The organism is Sphingobium sp. B7D2B (genome assembly GCF_025961895.1).
Taxonomy (GTDB): domain Bacteria; phylum Pseudomonadota; class Alphaproteobacteria; order Sphingomonadales; family Sphingomonadaceae; genus Sphingobium.
Window position 1 is genome coordinate 1,779,196 of record NZ_JAOQOM010000001.1, and the last position, 14,645, is coordinate 1,793,840.

At 65.3% G+C, this 14,645-nt stretch carries 13 protein-coding genes; 8 read left to right on the forward strand and 5 right to left on the reverse strand.

Going from position 1 to position 14,645, the window contains the following annotated elements:
- Positions 1–125: 125 nt before the first annotated feature.
- Together aspS and M2341_RS08115 are read left to right on the forward strand one after the other, a co-directional pair.
- Positions 126–1,907, forward strand: coding sequence for an aspartate--tRNA ligase (aspS, locus tag M2341_RS08110; RefSeq protein WP_264584881.1), 1,782 nt, complete (start codon positions 126–128; stop codon positions 1,905–1,907).
- Between the two features lie 38 nt (positions 1,908–1,945).
- On the forward strand, positions 1,946–2,731 hold the full coding sequence (locus tag M2341_RS08115) for a polyphosphate kinase 2 family protein (RefSeq protein WP_264584882.1): 786 nt from the start codon (positions 1,946–1,948) through the stop codon (positions 2,729–2,731).
- Positions 2,732–2,737: 6 nt separating this feature from the next.
- Here M2341_RS08115 and M2341_RS08120 read toward each other — a convergent pair whose 3' ends face one another.
- From M2341_RS08120 to M2341_RS08140, 5 genes are read right to left on the reverse strand one after another with little or no spacing between them, the layout of a single operon-like run.
- On the reverse strand, positions 2,738–3,235 hold the full coding sequence (locus M2341_RS08120) for an N-acetyltransferase (RefSeq protein ID WP_319801044.1): 498 nt from the start codon (positions 3,233–3,235) through the stop codon (positions 2,738–2,740).
- A 10-nt stretch (positions 3,236–3,245) separates the two neighbouring features.
- A complete protein-coding gene (locus M2341_RS08125; protein ID WP_264584883.1) occupies positions 3,246–3,896 on the reverse strand; it encodes a hypothetical protein in 651 nt (216 codons plus the stop codon).
- On the reverse strand, positions 3,893–4,381 hold the full coding sequence (greB, locus tag M2341_RS08130; RefSeq protein WP_264584884.1) for a transcription elongation factor GreB: 489 nt from the start codon (positions 4,379–4,381) through the stop codon (positions 3,893–3,895). The genes M2341_RS08125 and greB overlap by 4 nt, the downstream gene beginning before the upstream one ends.
- Positions 4,378–4,560 (reverse strand): hypothetical protein, encoded by a 183-nt coding sequence (locus M2341_RS08135; protein WP_264584885.1) that lies wholly within the window; start codon positions 4,558–4,560, stop codon positions 4,378–4,380. Before M2341_RS08135 ends, greB begins: the two co-directional genes overlap by 4 nt.
- A 54-nt stretch (positions 4,561–4,614) precedes the next feature.
- Positions 4,615–6,612, reverse strand: coding sequence for a lytic transglycosylase domain-containing protein (locus M2341_RS08140; protein WP_264584886.1), 1,998 nt, complete (start codon positions 6,610–6,612; stop codon positions 4,615–4,617).
- A 102-nt stretch (positions 6,613–6,714) separates the two neighbouring features.
- On the opposite strand from M2341_RS08140, the gene dapA reads away from it, so the two are divergent.
- The 6 genes from dapA to M2341_RS08170 all read left to right on the forward strand — a co-directional run bounded on the left by dapA (position 6,715) and on the right by M2341_RS08170 (position 14,637).
- Positions 6,715–7,593: a 4-hydroxy-tetrahydrodipicolinate synthase gene (dapA, locus tag M2341_RS08145; protein WP_181559441.1), complete on the forward strand. Its 879-nt coding sequence runs from the start codon at positions 6,715–6,717 to the stop codon at positions 7,591–7,593.
- A 46-nt stretch (positions 7,594–7,639) separates the two neighbouring features.
- Positions 7,640–8,122, forward strand: a complete 483-nt coding sequence (gene smpB / locus M2341_RS08150; RefSeq protein ID WP_264570111.1) for an SsrA-binding protein SmpB — start codon at positions 7,640–7,642, stop codon at positions 8,120–8,122.
- Entirely contained in the window at positions 8,122–8,730 is a 609-nt protein-coding gene (locus M2341_RS08155) for a DUF2062 domain-containing protein (RefSeq protein ID WP_264584887.1), read from the forward strand. The genes smpB and M2341_RS08155 overlap by 1 nt, the downstream gene beginning before the upstream one ends.
- Positions 8,731–8,798: 68 nt before the next feature.
- Positions 8,799–11,168 (forward strand): response regulator, encoded by a 2,370-nt coding sequence (locus M2341_RS08160; protein ID WP_264586010.1) that lies wholly within the window; start codon positions 8,799–8,801, stop codon positions 11,166–11,168.
- 107 nt (positions 11,169–11,275) lie between these two features.
- The gene (locus M2341_RS08165) at positions 11,276–12,457 is read left to right on the forward strand and encodes an HlyD family efflux transporter periplasmic adaptor subunit (RefSeq protein ID WP_181559444.1); all 1,182 of its coding nucleotides are present in this window, start codon (positions 11,276–11,278) and stop codon (positions 12,455–12,457) included.
- Positions 12,458–12,462: 5 nt separating this feature from the next.
- Positions 12,463–14,637, forward strand: a complete 2,175-nt coding sequence (locus M2341_RS08170; RefSeq protein WP_264584888.1) for a glycosyltransferase — start codon at positions 12,463–12,465, stop codon at positions 14,635–14,637.
- Positions 14,638–14,645 lie beyond the last annotated feature (8 nt).

Consider the following 14,645-nt stretch of genomic DNA (forward strand, 5'->3'; position numbering starts at 1 on the left):
GGCCGGTCCTCGGATTGGGGGCCGGCGGCACGCTTGAGCGTGTCACCATATCCCCCACAAGTCGTCTTTGTCATCCAATTGGCGCCCTCGCAATGAGGCGCGTGAAAATAAAAGGCCGTTAGACCATGCACGCCTATCGCACGCACACCTGCGGGGAGCTCCGCGCCGCCAATGCCGGCGAGACTGTTCGGCTGTCCGGCTGGGTCCACCGCAAGCGCGATCATGGCGATCTGGTGTTCATCGACCTGCGCGACCATTATGGCATGGTGCAGATCGTCACTGAGGTCAGCGGCCCGGTGTTCGATGTGATCGAGAGCCTGAAGGCCGAGAGCGTTGTCACCATCACCGGCACGGTCGTGGCGCGCGCCAAGGAAGCCGTGAACCCGAACTTGCCGACCGGCGAGGTCGAGGTGCGGGCGGCAGAGGCCGTCGTGCTCTCCGCCGCGCAGGAGCTGCCGCTCCCGGTGGCGGGTGAGCAGGAATATCCCGAGGATATCCGCCTGCGCTATCGCTTCCTCGATCTGCGCCGCGAGACGTTGCACGCCAACATCGTCAAGCGCACAAAGATCATCTCGGATATGCGCCGCCGCATGGAAGGCGCGGGCTTTACCGAATATTCGACCCCCATCCTCACGGCGTCCTCGCCGGAGGGCGCGCGCGACTTCCTCGTGCCCAGCCGCATTCATGCCGGCAAGTTCTACGCGCTGCCGCAGGCGCCGCAGCAGTATAAGCAGTTGCTGATGGTCGCGGGCTTCGATCGCTATTTCCAGATCGCGCCCTGCTTCCGCGATGAAGACCCGCGCGCCGACCGCCTGCCGGGCGAGTTCTACCAGCTCGATCTGGAGATGAGCTTCGTCACGCAGGAAGATGTGTGGAACACCATGGAGCCGGTGATCGCGCAGGTCTTCGAGACCTTTGCCGATGGCAAGCCGGTGACGCCGGCCGGCAGCTTCCCGCGCATCCCTTATGCCGAAGCCATGCTGAAATATGGCAGCGACAAGCCGGACCTGCGCAACCCGATCATCATCACCGATGTGACCGATCATTTCGTCGGCTCGGGCTTTGGCATCTTCGCGAGCATCGTCGAGAGCGGCGGCGTCATCCGCGCCATTCCGGCGCCCGGTGCCGGTGCTGGCAGCCGCAAGTTCTTCGATGAGATGAACAACTGGTCGCGCTCGGAAGGTTTCTCGGGCCTTGGCTATATCAACATCAAGGATGGCGAGCCGGGCGGCCCCATCGCCAAGAATCATGGCCCGGAGGCCACCGCCAAGCTGATCGAAGCGCTCGGCCTTGGTCCCAATGACGGCGTGTTCTTCGCTGCCGGCAAGGAGGCGCAAGCCGCCAAGCTCGCCGGTCTTGCCCGCATCCGCGTCGGCGAGCAGCTTGACCTGATCGACAAGGACCGCTTCGACCTGTGCTGGATCGTGGACTTTCCGTTCTACGAATATGACGAGGACTCCAAGAGCCTGGACTTCGCGCACAACCCCTTCTCCATGCCGCAGGGCGGGATGGAGGCGCTGGACGGGCCCGATCCGCTTTTGATCAAGGCCTTCCAGTACGACATGGTCTGCAACGGCTTCGAGATCGCGTCCGGCTCGATCCGCAACCAGTCGCCCGAGCTGATGGTCAAGGCCTTCGAGAAGGTTGGCCTGAGCAAGCAGGATGTGGAAGATCGCTTCGGCGGCCTCTACCGGGCTTTCCAATATGGCGCGCCGCCGCACGGTGGCATGGCCGCTGGCGTGGACCGCATCGTGATGCTGCTCTGTGGCGCTGTGAACCTGCGCGAGATCACGCTGTTCCCGATGAACCAGCGCGCCGAGGATCTGCTCATGGGCGCGCCCTCCAACGCGGAGCTCAAGCAGCTGCGCGAACTGCACATCCGCGTCGTCGAGCCGCAAAAGAGCTGAACTCTCGACAATGGCTGGCCGCACGATAGGGTGCGGCCATGACCATCAAGCTCTCCGATTATGAGAAGGGCGCCGATTTCGACGGCGACTTCGACAAGGCGCTGCTCAAGCTCCAGAAGCGGCTGGAGAAGATCCAGGTCGCCCACATCATCCACAAGCGCCGCAGCGTGGTGATGCTGGAAGGATGGGATGCCGCGGGCAAGGGCGGCATCATCAAGCGAATGACGTCGCTGCTCGATCCGCGCTATTTCCGGGTCTGGCCCATCGGCGCGCCGACCCCGGAGGAACTGGGGCGCCACTTCCTCTGGCGCTTCTGGACGAAACTGCCGGAAGACAGGCACATCGCGATCTTCGATCGAAGCTGGTACGGGCGCGTGCTGGTCGAGCGGGTGGAGGGCTTCTGCACAAAAGCCGAGTGGAAGCGCGGCTATGACGAGATCAATGCGTTCGAGGCGCAGCAGATCGATAGCGGCACCGCGATCGTGAAGCTGTTCGTCCACATCACGCAGAAGGAGCAGGACAAACAGCTTGCCCAGCGGCTGGACGATCCCTTCAAGCGCTGGAAGACGGGCACGGAGGATTATCGCAATCGCGACAAGCGGGCCGATTATCTCGATGCCATCAAGGACATGTTCGCCAAGACCGACACCAAGCAGGCGCCCTGGCAGGTGATCGATGGCAATGATCGCAAGGCTGCGCGGATCGCGGCGCTCACCTGCATCGCCGACCGGCTGGAAAAGCATGTCTCGATGGAGATGCCGGACGTCGATCCCGCCGTCGTGAAACTGGCGCATGAGGCATTCGGCTATCAGCCCGAGGACTGAGGCGGCTCAGTCCTGATCCATGAGGCTGCGATACATGACGAGCGCATCGACATAACCATGGACCGGGTGGTGAAACGCGCCGGGGAGCGCCCCAACCACGCTAAACCCCATATGCTGCCATAGGCGCACGGCGCGGATGTTCGTGGAAATCACCAGATTAAACTGCATCGCGCGGAAGCCCTGCGCGGCGGCCGTCTGCAGCGAGTGGCGGCACAGCGCCTGTGCAATGCCTTTCCCACGCTGGTCGGCCCGGACGATATAGCCGGCATTGGCGACATGGGCGGCCGGGCCGGTCGAATTTGCGCGCAAGGTGTAGCTGCCCACGATGCCGGCGTCGGATGTTGCGACGAACACCTGCTTGTCCGGCGCGGTCCAGTAGGCGTGGGCACCCGCCTCATCCAGATCGCGGGCGAGGGGAAAGGTCGCCCCCTCGCGGATGACCGGCTCGAAAACGGTCCAGATGCCCGGCCAGTCGGCGGCCGAGGCGGGGCGGATGTCCATCATGGCGGGGCGCTCAGTCCTGCGCGGCCGGGGCGTAGCGCATCGTGCCGTCGCGCCAGTGGAGAACCAGCTTGTCGTCCTCGCGAGTCACCAGCGTATCGTGGAAAGCGGCAACGCCCATGTCATTGGGGGTCAGAATGATGTGGACGCGAAGATGCTCCTGCGCGGGCAGAGGGATCACCTCGGATTTGGTGCCGAAAAACACTTCGGAGACTTGAATCGAGCGTGGACGGCGCTCGCCCAGATCGCGGGTCCAGCCGTCGCTTTGGGTGTAGTCGGCGATGGTGTTGCCATCGTCGAGGGTGAGCTCAAAATCGACGGCGGGTACGCTCGCTCCATTGGGCCAGGTGACCAGCAGGGTGAACGCCTCGTTTCCGTTGCTGGCTACATCGGCGAGCGCAAAGGCTGCCGGCTTGGGGGTCGGCTCGGTGGTGAGGCGCAGGGTGCCGTCATCCCCGCATTCCCAGCGCCCCGCTGCCGACTCATCGACCGCTCCGGCGGTGAACATGTAGCGAAAGCGGCCGTCCGGGCCGATTACCAGTGCCGATGCTGCATCCGGCCCGGCATCGGCCATGAACAGTCCCGTCGGGCAATCTGCAGCCCATGCCCCCGACGCCGAGCCGGCCAGCAGCGCAATCCCCAGCAAGGCCGTCCGCGCGATCATTGCGGATAGCTGATGGCGAGGATTTCCCATTCCTTGCTGCCGCCCGGCAGGTCGACGCGGCGCAGGTCGCCCACGGCGGCCCCTCGCAGGGCGCGCGCCAGCGGCGTATCCCAGCCGATCCGAGCCGCGCTTGCATCCGCCTCATCATTGCCGACGATGGTGACGCTGCGCTGATTGTCCTCCTCATCGGCGAGCGTGACGGTGGCGCCGAAGAAGATGCGGCTCTTGTCCGGCTGTTGCGCGGGTTCGACGATCTTGGCGAGCTTCATCCGCTGCGCCAGCCATTTCAGGCGGCGGTCGATTTCCCGCATCCGCTTGCGGCCATAGAGATAGTCGCCATTCTCGCTGCGGTCGCCATTGCCTGCGGCCCAGCTGACGATCTCCACGATCTTGGGCCGTTCTTCCCCGAGAAGCTGGTCATATTCGGCGCGCAGCGCGGCAAAACCGCCCGGCGTGATGTAGTTCGGCCGAGGAAGCGCGCTCATTTGCCCCGGCGTTTCGGCCGCTTGCTGGCATACATCAGGGCTGCGGCGAGCGCTGCCGATCCGATGCCGACGCCGGCCCAGAAGGCCTTGGTCCCGCGCCTTTCGTCGGTCTCGGCGGCGTCGGCAGGCCCGGAAATCGGCATCGATGCGGGCGCGGAACTCGTCTCTCTTTCAGTCATGATCTCTATTCTGTTCTGGGTCGAAAGGTCGGATTAGCTGGATGCGGGCGGGCCTCAGCCGGGCAAGGACTTGCCCAGGAACCGGCTGAGCGGCGCCAGGTCGGCGGTGCTCTGCACGGGGCTTAGCATGTCATAGATCACTGCATTCTCCAGCACGCGCTGCACATAGTTGCGCGTTTCGAAAATGGGAATGTCCTCGATCCACTGGACCATGTCCACGCCGGGCAGACGCGGGTCGCCATTGGATTGCAGCCAGCGGTTCACCCGGCCCATGCCGCCATTATAGGCTGCGATGGCGAGCGGGTAGCTGCCGTTGTAGTAGCGCAGCAGCTGCTGGAAATAGGCACTGCCAAGCTGCACGTTATAGTTGGGATCGTAGAGCGAGCTCTGGTTGAAGCTCATGCCGATCTTGCCGGCGACTTCGCGCGCGGTGGAGGGCAGCAGCTGCATCAGTCCATGCGCGTTGGCGTGGGACACGATGGCCCGGTCGAACTGGCTTTCCTGGCGGGTGATGGCGTGGATCATCGTCCAGTTCGATCGGTCGCTCAGCGGCACGTTCATGCGGGGGAAGCTGTAGTCGGGCGCGGCGCTCAGGCCGTTGCGGCCGGCGCTGCGTGCGGCCATGACGCCCAAATCCGGGCGGCCGAGGACTTGCGCCAGTTCGCCGGCAAGCGCCAGCTCCGTGTCCGTCTGCGCATTGTCGGCAATGGCGCGGATGAACAGCGATTGGTCGCGGGTCTGCCCGTTGCGCCCGAGCAGGCTGGCGGCGCGCACTACCGGCCGCGCCATGAAGGCGGCGCGCTCGCTGGCGCTGGGGCGCACGGCACTGGCGAGCGCATCGGGATTGACTCGGCGCTTGAGGCGCTCGAGCGCGAGCTGGCCATAATATTGATCGGGGTAGCTACTGGCCTTCTCGAAATGCGCGGTCGCCTGCGACTGGCGACCAGCAGCCAGTGCGGCGCGCCCTGCCCAATAATGGCCCTTGGAGCTGGTCTGGCCGGATTTGGCGCCATTGGCATAGCGGTCGAACATCGCCTCGGCATCGGCAGGGCGGTTCAGCTTGTTGAGCGCGATCATCCCCGCCAGCCATGTCAGACTGGTATAATCGTCGCGCACGCCGAGCGACTGCGCACTGATGTCCGTCCCGCGCGGGAAGGCATCGTCGACCTTGGAAGCGATAGCGAAGGCGGTGCTGAACTGATTGTCATTGTTCGCGGCGCGGGCCTGCGCCAGCAGCACCTCATACCATTTTTCCGGGTCGGTCGGGCGCTGCATCAGCGCCGTGCGGTTGCCGAGCAGGCTGCGCGCCGCAGCAAGGTCGCCATTGTCGGTCAGCCAGCGTGCCTTGTCGGCCAGATAGCCGGCGTCCAGCATCCCCACGGGATCGGCCGGACCCATGAGGGCCGCAGCATTGGGCGATTTGCGCTGGAAGGCGATCCGCGCGGCGACAACCGCCTGGCGGGTCACCGGCACGGAGGCGAGCAGGCGTTCGGCGATCTCCGGGCGGCGTTGCCACAAAGCTGAATCCGCGCGCCGCAAATGATCTTCCGGTGTGAGGGCGGATGCGAACTGCATCCGCAGCCGGTCCTCCCATTTGGCGTCCATGGCGCCAGACGCCCAAGCGTCCCGCGCCATTTTCTGCGCCTCGCTTTGCTTGCCCATCCGCGCCACTGTCAGTGCATGAATGGCCTTGGCCTGAGCGGAGCGTGCCGGATATTTCGCGAAGAAGGCGAGAATGACCGACGGCTCGTTGACGTCCGCATCCACCCGGCGCTCGGCATAGGAGCGCAGCTTGGATTCCTCGGGCCAGCCGGGATTGGCGAGCAGGAAGTTGGCGTAGACCGAGAAATCGTGGCTGTCGCTGGAGGCAATGCGGCGCCAGTTCTCAATCGCATCGCGGGTGCGCGCTTCGTCATTGGCGCCAGCGGCGAGGCGCTCCTGAACGGCCTGCCAAGTGACGGTCGGCGTGCTCTGCGAGGACGAAGCGGTCGTCGCTGCCGAGGCCATGGCCGCAACAAGAACGACAGCAGATAAGCGAAGGTCTTTTCCCATGGGAAGCATTATGGCAGAGCCTCGATGATCGAACGGTGAACGGGCGCGTGCATTTGCCCCACTATGCCTGTCCGAGCGCGCGCTTTGAAGGAGTTTTTTCATATGTTTTCCGGCTCGATTCCGGCACTGATCACCCCGTTTCGCAATGATCGGCTGGATGAGGACGCATTCCGCAGCTTCGTGGACTGGCAAATCGAGGAGGGATCGAGCGCCCTCGTGCCGTGCGGAACGACCGGTGAAAGCGCCACGATGACCATCGAGGAGCATAATCGCGTGGTGCGCATCTGCGTGGAGCAGGCGGCCGGGCGCGTGCCGGTGATTGCCGGCGCCGGCTCCAACGATACGCGGATCGCGCTGGAGCACATGTTCGCGGCACAGGCCGCCGGTGCCGATGCCGCGCTCGTGGTCGCGCCTTATTATAACAAGCCGAGCCAGGAGGGGCTGTACCAGCATTTCGCCTATCTGGCCTCGCGCTGCGATCTGCCCATCGTGCTCTACAATATTCCGGGCCGCTCCATCGTGGATATCGGCGTGCCGGTGCTGCACCGGCTGGTCGAGGAATTCCCGAGCATCGTGGGCCTTAAGGATGCGACCGGGAATATCGGCCGGGTGACCGCCCAGCGCCTCGCCTGCGGGGCGGACTGGTGCCAGCTTTCCGGCAATGACGAGACGGCGCTGGCGTTCAACGCCATGGGTGGCCGGGGCTGCATTTCGGTGACGGCCAATGTCGCGCCGCGCCTGTGCGCCGATTTCCAGAATGCCTGCCTTGAGGATCGCTGGAAGGATGCGCTGGCGTTGCAGGACCGGCTCTATCCGCTTCACGATGCGCTCTTCACCGATTCTTCACCGGGGCCCATCAAATATGCGCTCTCGCGGGTGCGACCGGAGATGCCGTGCGAGCTGCGGCTGCCGATAACATGGCCATCAGGTGCCTCGCGTGCGACGGTAGACCGCGCTCTTGAGATCGCGGGGCTGGTTTAGGCCGGTCACATCGCCTAAATCTGGCGCTCATTACAGAAAGATTCCGATGGCTCGCCCGCGCCCTGCGACATTCAACAAGGTCAAGACCGTGGCCGAGAACCGGCGCGCCCGTTTCGATTACGCGATTGAGGACGTTTACGAAGCGGGCATCATGCTGCGCGGGACCGAGGTGAAATCGCTGCGCTTTGGCGATGGCTCGATCACCGAGAGCTATGCCGAGGTGAAGGACGACGAGATCTGGCTGATCAACAGCAACATCCCCGAGTTCAGCCACGGCAACCGCTTCAATCATGAGCCCAAGCGCCCCCGCAAGCTGCTGCTGCGCGAGCGGGAGATCGCCAAGCTGCACGGCGCCGTCGCCCGGCAGGGCATGACGCTGGTGCCGTTGAGCGTCTATTTCAACGAGCGCGGCAAGGCCAAGGTCGAGCTGGCGCTGGCCAAGGGCAAGAACGTCCGCGACAAGCGCGAGACCGCCAAGGAGCGCGACTGGAAGCGCGAGCAGGGCCGCATCATGCGGGAGCGGGGCTGATGCCCAAGCGCCGGCTGATCAAGGCCTTCCGCGCGTCCATGCCCAGCCGGGAGAGCCTGGCGGAAAACCGGTTCGTCAAGCCGGTGGCGCATCGCGTGCTGGCCCCCGAGCTGTGGCGCTTCACCCGCAGGTCCGTGCCGCGCGGCGTGGCGTTGGGCTTGCTCGTCGGCATCTTCCTGCTGATCCCCGGGCTGCAGATTGCCGGCGCGGCGCTGCTGGCGCTGCCGTTCCGGGCGAATGTGCCGCTGGCCGCTGCGATGACCTTCCTGTCCAATCCCGCGACGACGCCCTTCATCCTCGCCGCATCCTATTATGTCGGCGCGACCATGTTGGGGCGGTCCGGCGATGTCAGCCAGGTGATGGCGCTCATTCATCACGAGGCGGGGCTGGCGGAATGGACGGCCTGGCTGCTGTCATCGACAGCACCGGTGCTGCTGTTCGGCCTGCTCGTCGTGTCGGTCGTCTCGGCCGCTATCGGCTATTTTGTTTCCTCCTGGCTGTGGAAGAGCCGCATCGGGCGGAAATGGCGCGGGCGTCAGGCGGGGCGCTCGGAAAGCGCTGAGACCGGAGGCGACGGAATTTTGCCGCTGGGAGGGCAGACTTCGTGAGCGATGGGGGAGCGAATGCGCGCAATGGCGATTTGCTCAATCTGACGGCAAATCAACCGCGCTTCCCCATGCTGCTGCTCGTCGCGCTGGTCGCGCTGCTGGCGGGCGCGCCGCTGTTATGGCTGTTCGCCGATCCTGCCGTGGGCGCCGTGTTCGGGGCGTCCGTGCTTGCGGTGTCCGCGCTGCTCTGGGTGACGCAGCGCAGCCTCGCGCCGGTCGTGCCGGCTACGCCTGCAGACCCGGACTGGACGCTGATCCGCGCGGCGGCAAATGCAGCCGGTTGCGCCATCGCCCTGACCGACCGGACGGGCCGCATGGTGTGCGCCAATGATCATTATGGCGACTGGTTCGGTGGCTATCCCGCGCCTGCCGAGATCGACATTTCCCCGAGCGATCTGAACCGCGTGGCACAGGCCGGGCAGGCAGCTTGGCGCGAGGGCGAAATCACCGTGCGCGGCGTATTGCGCGGCAGTCTCCATCTCGATCTGCAGGTGACGCGCACCGGACGGGCGGATGACTATCTGCTCTGGCGTTTCGAGAGCGTCCAGCAGGCCAGCATCGTCGATGATTTCGGTCGCATCATGGCCGGCGAGGCGGGCGAGCGCCTGTCCGATTCCGGCGTGATGTGCGTGATGATCGGTGGGGAGGGGCGCATCCGCGCTGCCAATCCCGCCTTCATCCTGCGCGCTACCGGCCGCGCGGACAGCATCATCCAGGGTCGCGACTTCGCCGGCTATATGCGCGTCGACGCCGAGGGCCGCATCTTCTTCGCGCAGGAAGAAAAGCAGGCGGTGCCCATTCGCATGATCCAGGTGCCGCTGCGCCCGGACGATCCCTCCGGCCAGATCGTGCTGATCATGGTGGATGAGAGCGTCTCGGCGGTGGAGGGCATTTCCAGCCTCGCTTATGTCGAAGCCCTGCTCTCGCTGTTGCCCTTCGGCCTTGGCATGGCCGACCGGGAAGGGCGGCTGCTGTTCTTCAACAAGGCCTTTGGTCGCGCTGCGGGCATCCCGCCGGGCGAGAAGCCGAGCTATCCGGGCGATATCGTGGTGGTGGAGGATCGCGCCGCCGTGGCCGACACTATCCGCCGCTTCGCCAATGGTCCGCAAATGTCAGGGGACATGCAGGTCGGCCTGCTCGGTGCGCCGGACGAGCCGGTGTCCCTGAGCCTTGCAGGGGTGAGGGGGCTGGGCGAGGCCGCGGTGCTGCTGAGCCTCAAGGACAATAGCGAGGAATCGCGCCTCAAGCGTCAGGTCGCCCAGCAGACGAAGATGCAAGCGGTCGGCCAGCTTGCCGGCGGCGTGGCGCACGACTTCAACAATATTCTGACCGCGATCATCGGCCATTGCGATCTGATGTTGATGCGCCACACGCCCGGCGATAGCGACTATGACGACATCCAGCAGGTCAAGGCCAACTCCAACCGCGCGGCCTCGCTGACGCGCCAGCTTCTCGCCTTCTCGCGCCAGCAGACCTTGCGTCCGCAGGTGCTGCAATTGCCCGATGTCGTGTCCGAGGTCTCCAGCCTGCTCAAGCGGCTGCTCGGCGAGAATATCCGGCTGGAGGTCTTCCACGGCCGCAATCTCGGCCATGTCCGCGCCGACCCCGGCCAGCTCGAGCAGGTCATCGTCAACCTGGTGGTGAACGCGCGCGATGCGATGCCGGAAGGCGGCACGGTGACCGTCCGCACCTTCCCGGTCTCCGCCGCCGATGTGCGCGAGATGAAGAACGAGATCATGCCCATCGGCGATTATACCGGCCTCAGCATCTCGGACACCGGCACCGGCATCCCGCCGGAGGTGCTGGGCAAGATTTTCGAGCCCTTCTTCACCACGAAGTCGGTCGGCAAGGGCACCGGGCTCGGGCTCTCGACCGTCTACGGCATCGTCAAGCAGTCCAACGGGTTCATCTTCTCCGATTCGACCGTGGGGCAGGGCACAACGTTCAACATCTATCTGCCGGTGCACGCGGTCGCTTCGGAAGGCATGTCTTCCCCCGTGGCCCCGCGCAAGGCGGCGGTCAGCGAGACATGGGGCACCGGCACCATCCTGCTGGTCGAGGATGAGGACATGGTGCGCAACGTCGCTGAGCGTGCGCTGGCCCGGCAGGGTTACACGGTCGTCACCGCGTCCGATGGCGAGCAGGGTCTGGCGCGGCTTGCCGAAGCCGAGCGGATCGATCTGCTGATTTCCGACGTGGTGATGCCGGGGATGGATGGCCCGACCATGGTCCGCCATGTCCGGGAGAGCCATCCCGCTATCCCGGTGCTGTTCATGTCCGGCTATGCCGAGGAGCAGCTTCGCAAGTCCATCGACATCGAGAATGTGGCTTTCCTGCCCAAGCCCTTCTCGGTCTCCCAACTCGCCGAGGCCGCGCGCGATGTGCTGGCGAGCGCCCGCCAGGGCGATCCGCAGGATGATGCGACCGCCCGCGCATAACACGGCCCAGCCGTGCTTCGGCTAACGATATCGTAACCACGCCACTGCTAGTCCCGCTCGGTGGGCGCCGGGCAGACGCCCGGTATCTTTCAGGGGTGGTGGTATTCATGAGTCGCGTTGAAACGATCCTGCGGGCGCGCAGCACGCGCATTGCGCTGGCGGTAGCCTTGCTGAGTACGGGCGCCATTGGCTTTGCGCCTTATGTGTTCAACGATGTGTCGACGCAGGCGGCGGTGAACGCGCCGATCATCCGCCTGACCGCGGCGGCTGACGGAACAGTGGCGGCGCTGCCCGCCGATGGCCAGTATTTCATGAAGCCGACGCCCGTGCATCTGCTCGATCTCTCGCAGGACACCGGCGAGGTCGCGGAACTCAAGGCCCGGGCCGAAATTGCCCTCGCGCAGATCGATCTCGCCAAGCGCCAGCTCGGGGAGCTGACCGCGCAGGAGGTCCGGCTGGGGCGCCGTGCCACGGTGTTCTCCAACGCCACGACGGCGCGCCTATCCGAGGATCAATCTGCCGCTGGCGCTGCTTTGTCCGGTTGCCAGGCCGAGCGGACGGAGCTTCGCGCGAGCTTGGCCCGCGCCCGCCAGCTCTCCGAGCAGGGCTTCATGTCTGCCTCTGGCGTGGAAAAGGCCAGCGCCTTGCTCGCCGCCAAGGACAGCGAGTGCAGCGGCCTTGGGGCCAAGATCCAGTCCATCGGCATTGCCCGCAACGCCGCGCGCGCCGGGGTGTTTCTGGGCGACAGCTATAATGATGCGCCCTATGCCGTGCAGCAGGCCGATCGCGTGGTGCTCCAGCGCCAGACCATCGAGAAGATGCTCACCGACGCCAATGCCGAATATACCCAAACTCAGCTCCGGTTGAAGGATGCGCAGGCCCGCGCCAATTATGTGGCCCCGGCTGGCACGCTGGTCTGGGCGACCACCGCCAGTTCCGGCACCTCCATTCGAGCCGGTGAGCCGGTTGTCGATCTGGTCGATTGCCGCCGACGCTTCGTGCAGGTGGCCTTGCCCGAGCGCAAGGCGGAGGTGATCCACGCCGGCTCGCCCGCGAACATCCGCATGATTGGCGCGAGCGAGTGGATGAAGGGCCGGGTCATCGCGATCACCGGCGCCGCCGGTCGCCGGCAGGAAGGCCTGCTCGCCGCATCGACCTATTCCCTGCCGGAAGCGCGCGAGATCATCGTCGATGTTGCGCTGCCCGAGCAGGTGCCGGCCAAGGCCGATGCCGCGCGCAAATGCGATGTGGGGCGTCTGGCCGAGGTGCGGTTCAGCCGCAGCCTCTAAGCCCTATGACCGACGTCGCTTTCACGGCGCCCTGGGCCTCGCTGGCGCTGGTGCTGGGCGCCTTCGTCATATTTGGCGGGCTATGGCCGTCGCGCGTTGGCATCGTGGCGACGATTGCCGCGGCTATCGTCAATTATCTGCACTGGCGGATTTTCTATACGATCCCCTGGGGCGGCAGCTTCAGCGAGCTTTGGTGGCCGGTCTCCTGCCTGATCGTGGAGGTGCTGGCGCTGTTCGACGCCGGCATTCTTCTGGCGATTCTCTCGCGCCCGACGGACCGCTCGGCTGAAGCCGATGCGGGGGAAGCCCGCCTGCGGGCTTTATGGGCGGAGAACGCCGATCTTCTGCCCCCCGTGGACGTGTTCATCGCGACCTATAATGAACCGCGCGAGGTGCTAGAGAAGACGATTCTCGGCTGCCTCGCGATGGATTGGCCGGAGGCGCGCGTCTGGGTGCTGGATGACGGGCGGCGTCCCTGGGTGCAGGATATGTGCCTCGCCAAGGGCGCCGGGTACATCACCCGGCCTGACAACAAGGGCGCCAAGGCTGGCAATATCAACCATGGCCTCACCCAGACGAATGCGCCGTTCGTCGCCGTGTTCGATGCCGACTTCGTGCCTCAGCGCGATTTCCTCATCCGTACCATGGGCTTTTTCGAGAATGAGAAGATCGGAATCGTCCAGATTCCGCACAGCTTCTACAATCACGATCCCATGCAGACCAATCTTGGCCTGCAGCAGGCTATGCCGGATGATCAACGCTTCTTCTTCGAGGCGATCATGCCGGGCCGCGATGGCTGGGATGCCTCCTTCTGCTGCGGCTCCAACTCGGTGACGCGCCGGGCGATCTTCGACGAGATCGGCGGCGGCCTGCCCGAGGGCTCGATCACCGAGGATATGCTGCTGACCCTCGCCAGCCTGCGCAAGGGGTACATCACGCGCTATCTCAACGAGCCGCTGGCTTATGGCCTCGCGCCGGAGAGCACCGCTGCCTTCTTCGTCCAGCGCCAGCGCTGGGCGCAGGGCGCGATCCAGATTCTCTATCTCAACCATGGCCCGCTGGGGGGCACGCTGAAGCTCCGCTATCGGCTGCTGTTCCTTCCCTCCGCGTGGGTGACGCAGGGCCTGCAATCGGTCTTCACAATCCTCGCGCCGATTCTGTTCGCGCTGTTCAATCTGGCGCCGATGGTCGGAGTCGATTTGCCGGGCATTATCTTCTTCCTTCTGCCGATGATCGTCGCGCTGCTCGGTGGCATCAGCATGCTGGCCCCGGGCCGCTATTATCCGCTCGCGGCGCAGATCCTGTCCGTTTTCCAGACCTTCCGCATCCTGCCTGCCGCGCTCAAGACGCTGATCGCGCCGAAGGGGCTGACCTTCAAGGTGACGCCCAAGGGCTCCGGCTCCAAGGGCGGCAAGCGCGGGCCGGGCGATTATGTGCTGTTCGCGTCGCTCACCCTCATGGCGGCGAGTCTGGCCAGCCTCGCCATCAACATGCTGCCCGATTATCGCATTGTCACGCAGGATGGCCTGCTGCCGGTCGTGGCCTTCTGGCTGGCGTTCAACATGGTGATGCTGCTGCTGGTGGCGATGATGTGCCTCGAAAAGCCGCGTGTGCGCGGCGAGGAGCGCTTCGACCTGCGCCAGACGGTGACGCTGATCGGCGACAACGGGCAGATGCTCAGCGCCTCAAGGGGGGATATCTCCATCTCGGGCATCGGCCTGCATCTCGATGCGCCGAGCGGCTTCGCGGTGGGTGAAAGGGTGCAGATCGTGCTGCCGGATGTCGGGATATTGCGCGGCGAGGTGCGCTATTCGGCGCGCCGGATCGGCATCCTGTTCGATTTTCATTCCGAGGAAATCCGCGACCGGCTGATCGTCTCGCTATTCACCAACGGTATGACCGTGAATGCGCAGCGTCCCTCAGCGCTGGCCGTGGCCGGCGCAATTGTCCGGCGGCTCTGGTCGGCGGACCTCAGCATCCGCGCACAGGCTGCATCCGCGCCGGAAGCCCCGGAGGCGCCGGTCGAGAAGCTCAGCGCCGCAACGCGCTGCATCGCGCCCGGCAAGCGGCCGGATTTGCGCGGTCCGGTGCCGCTGACGGCGGAGGAGGGGGCCTCGCTTGCCGCCGCCAAGGCTGCGGCCGTGCCGGTCCCGGCGGAAGGTCCGCGACGGGTCGCCTGACCTGCGAT

Excerpts from the sequence above, each read along its gene's own strand:
- M2341_RS08170 (WP_264584888.1), top strand. The coding sequence starts at position 12,463 with ATGACCGACGTCGCTTTCACGGCGCCCTGGGCCTCGCTGGCGCTGGTG.
- M2341_RS08120 (WP_319801044.1), bottom strand. The coding sequence starts at position 3,235 with ATGATGGACATCCGCCCCGCCTCGGCCGCCGACTGGCCGGGCATCTGG.
- M2341_RS08140 (WP_264584886.1), bottom strand. The coding sequence starts at position 6,612 with ATGGGAAAAGACCTTCGCTTATCTGCTGTCGTTCTTGTTGCGGCCATG.
- M2341_RS08160 (WP_264586010.1), top strand. The coding sequence starts at position 8,799 with ATGCTGCTGCTCGTCGCGCTGGTCGCGCTGCTGGCGGGCGCGCCGCTG.
- M2341_RS08135 (WP_264584885.1), bottom strand. The coding sequence starts at position 4,560 with ATGACTGAAAGAGAGACGAGTTCCGCGCCCGCATCGATGCCGATTTCC.
- M2341_RS08115 (WP_264584882.1), top strand. The coding sequence starts at position 1,946 with ATGACCATCAAGCTCTCCGATTATGAGAAGGGCGCCGATTTCGACGGC.
- dapA (WP_181559441.1), top strand. The coding sequence starts at position 6,715 with ATGTTTTCCGGCTCGATTCCGGCACTGATCACCCCGTTTCGCAATGAT.
- M2341_RS08165 (WP_181559444.1), top strand. The coding sequence starts at position 11,276 with ATGAGTCGCGTTGAAACGATCCTGCGGGCGCGCAGCACGCGCATTGCG.
- M2341_RS08155 (WP_264584887.1), top strand. The coding sequence starts at position 8,122 with ATGCCCAAGCGCCGGCTGATCAAGGCCTTCCGCGCGTCCATGCCCAGC.
- greB (WP_264584884.1), bottom strand. The coding sequence starts at position 4,381 with ATGAGCGCGCTTCCTCGGCCGAACTACATCACGCCGGGCGGTTTTGCC.
- M2341_RS08125 (WP_264584883.1), bottom strand. The coding sequence starts at position 3,896 with ATGATCGCGCGGACGGCCTTGCTGGGGATTGCGCTGCTGGCCGGCTCG.
- aspS (WP_264584881.1), top strand. The coding sequence starts at position 126 with ATGCACGCCTATCGCACGCACACCTGCGGGGAGCTCCGCGCCGCCAAT.
- smpB (WP_264570111.1), top strand. The coding sequence starts at position 7,640 with ATGGCTCGCCCGCGCCCTGCGACATTCAACAAGGTCAAGACCGTGGCC.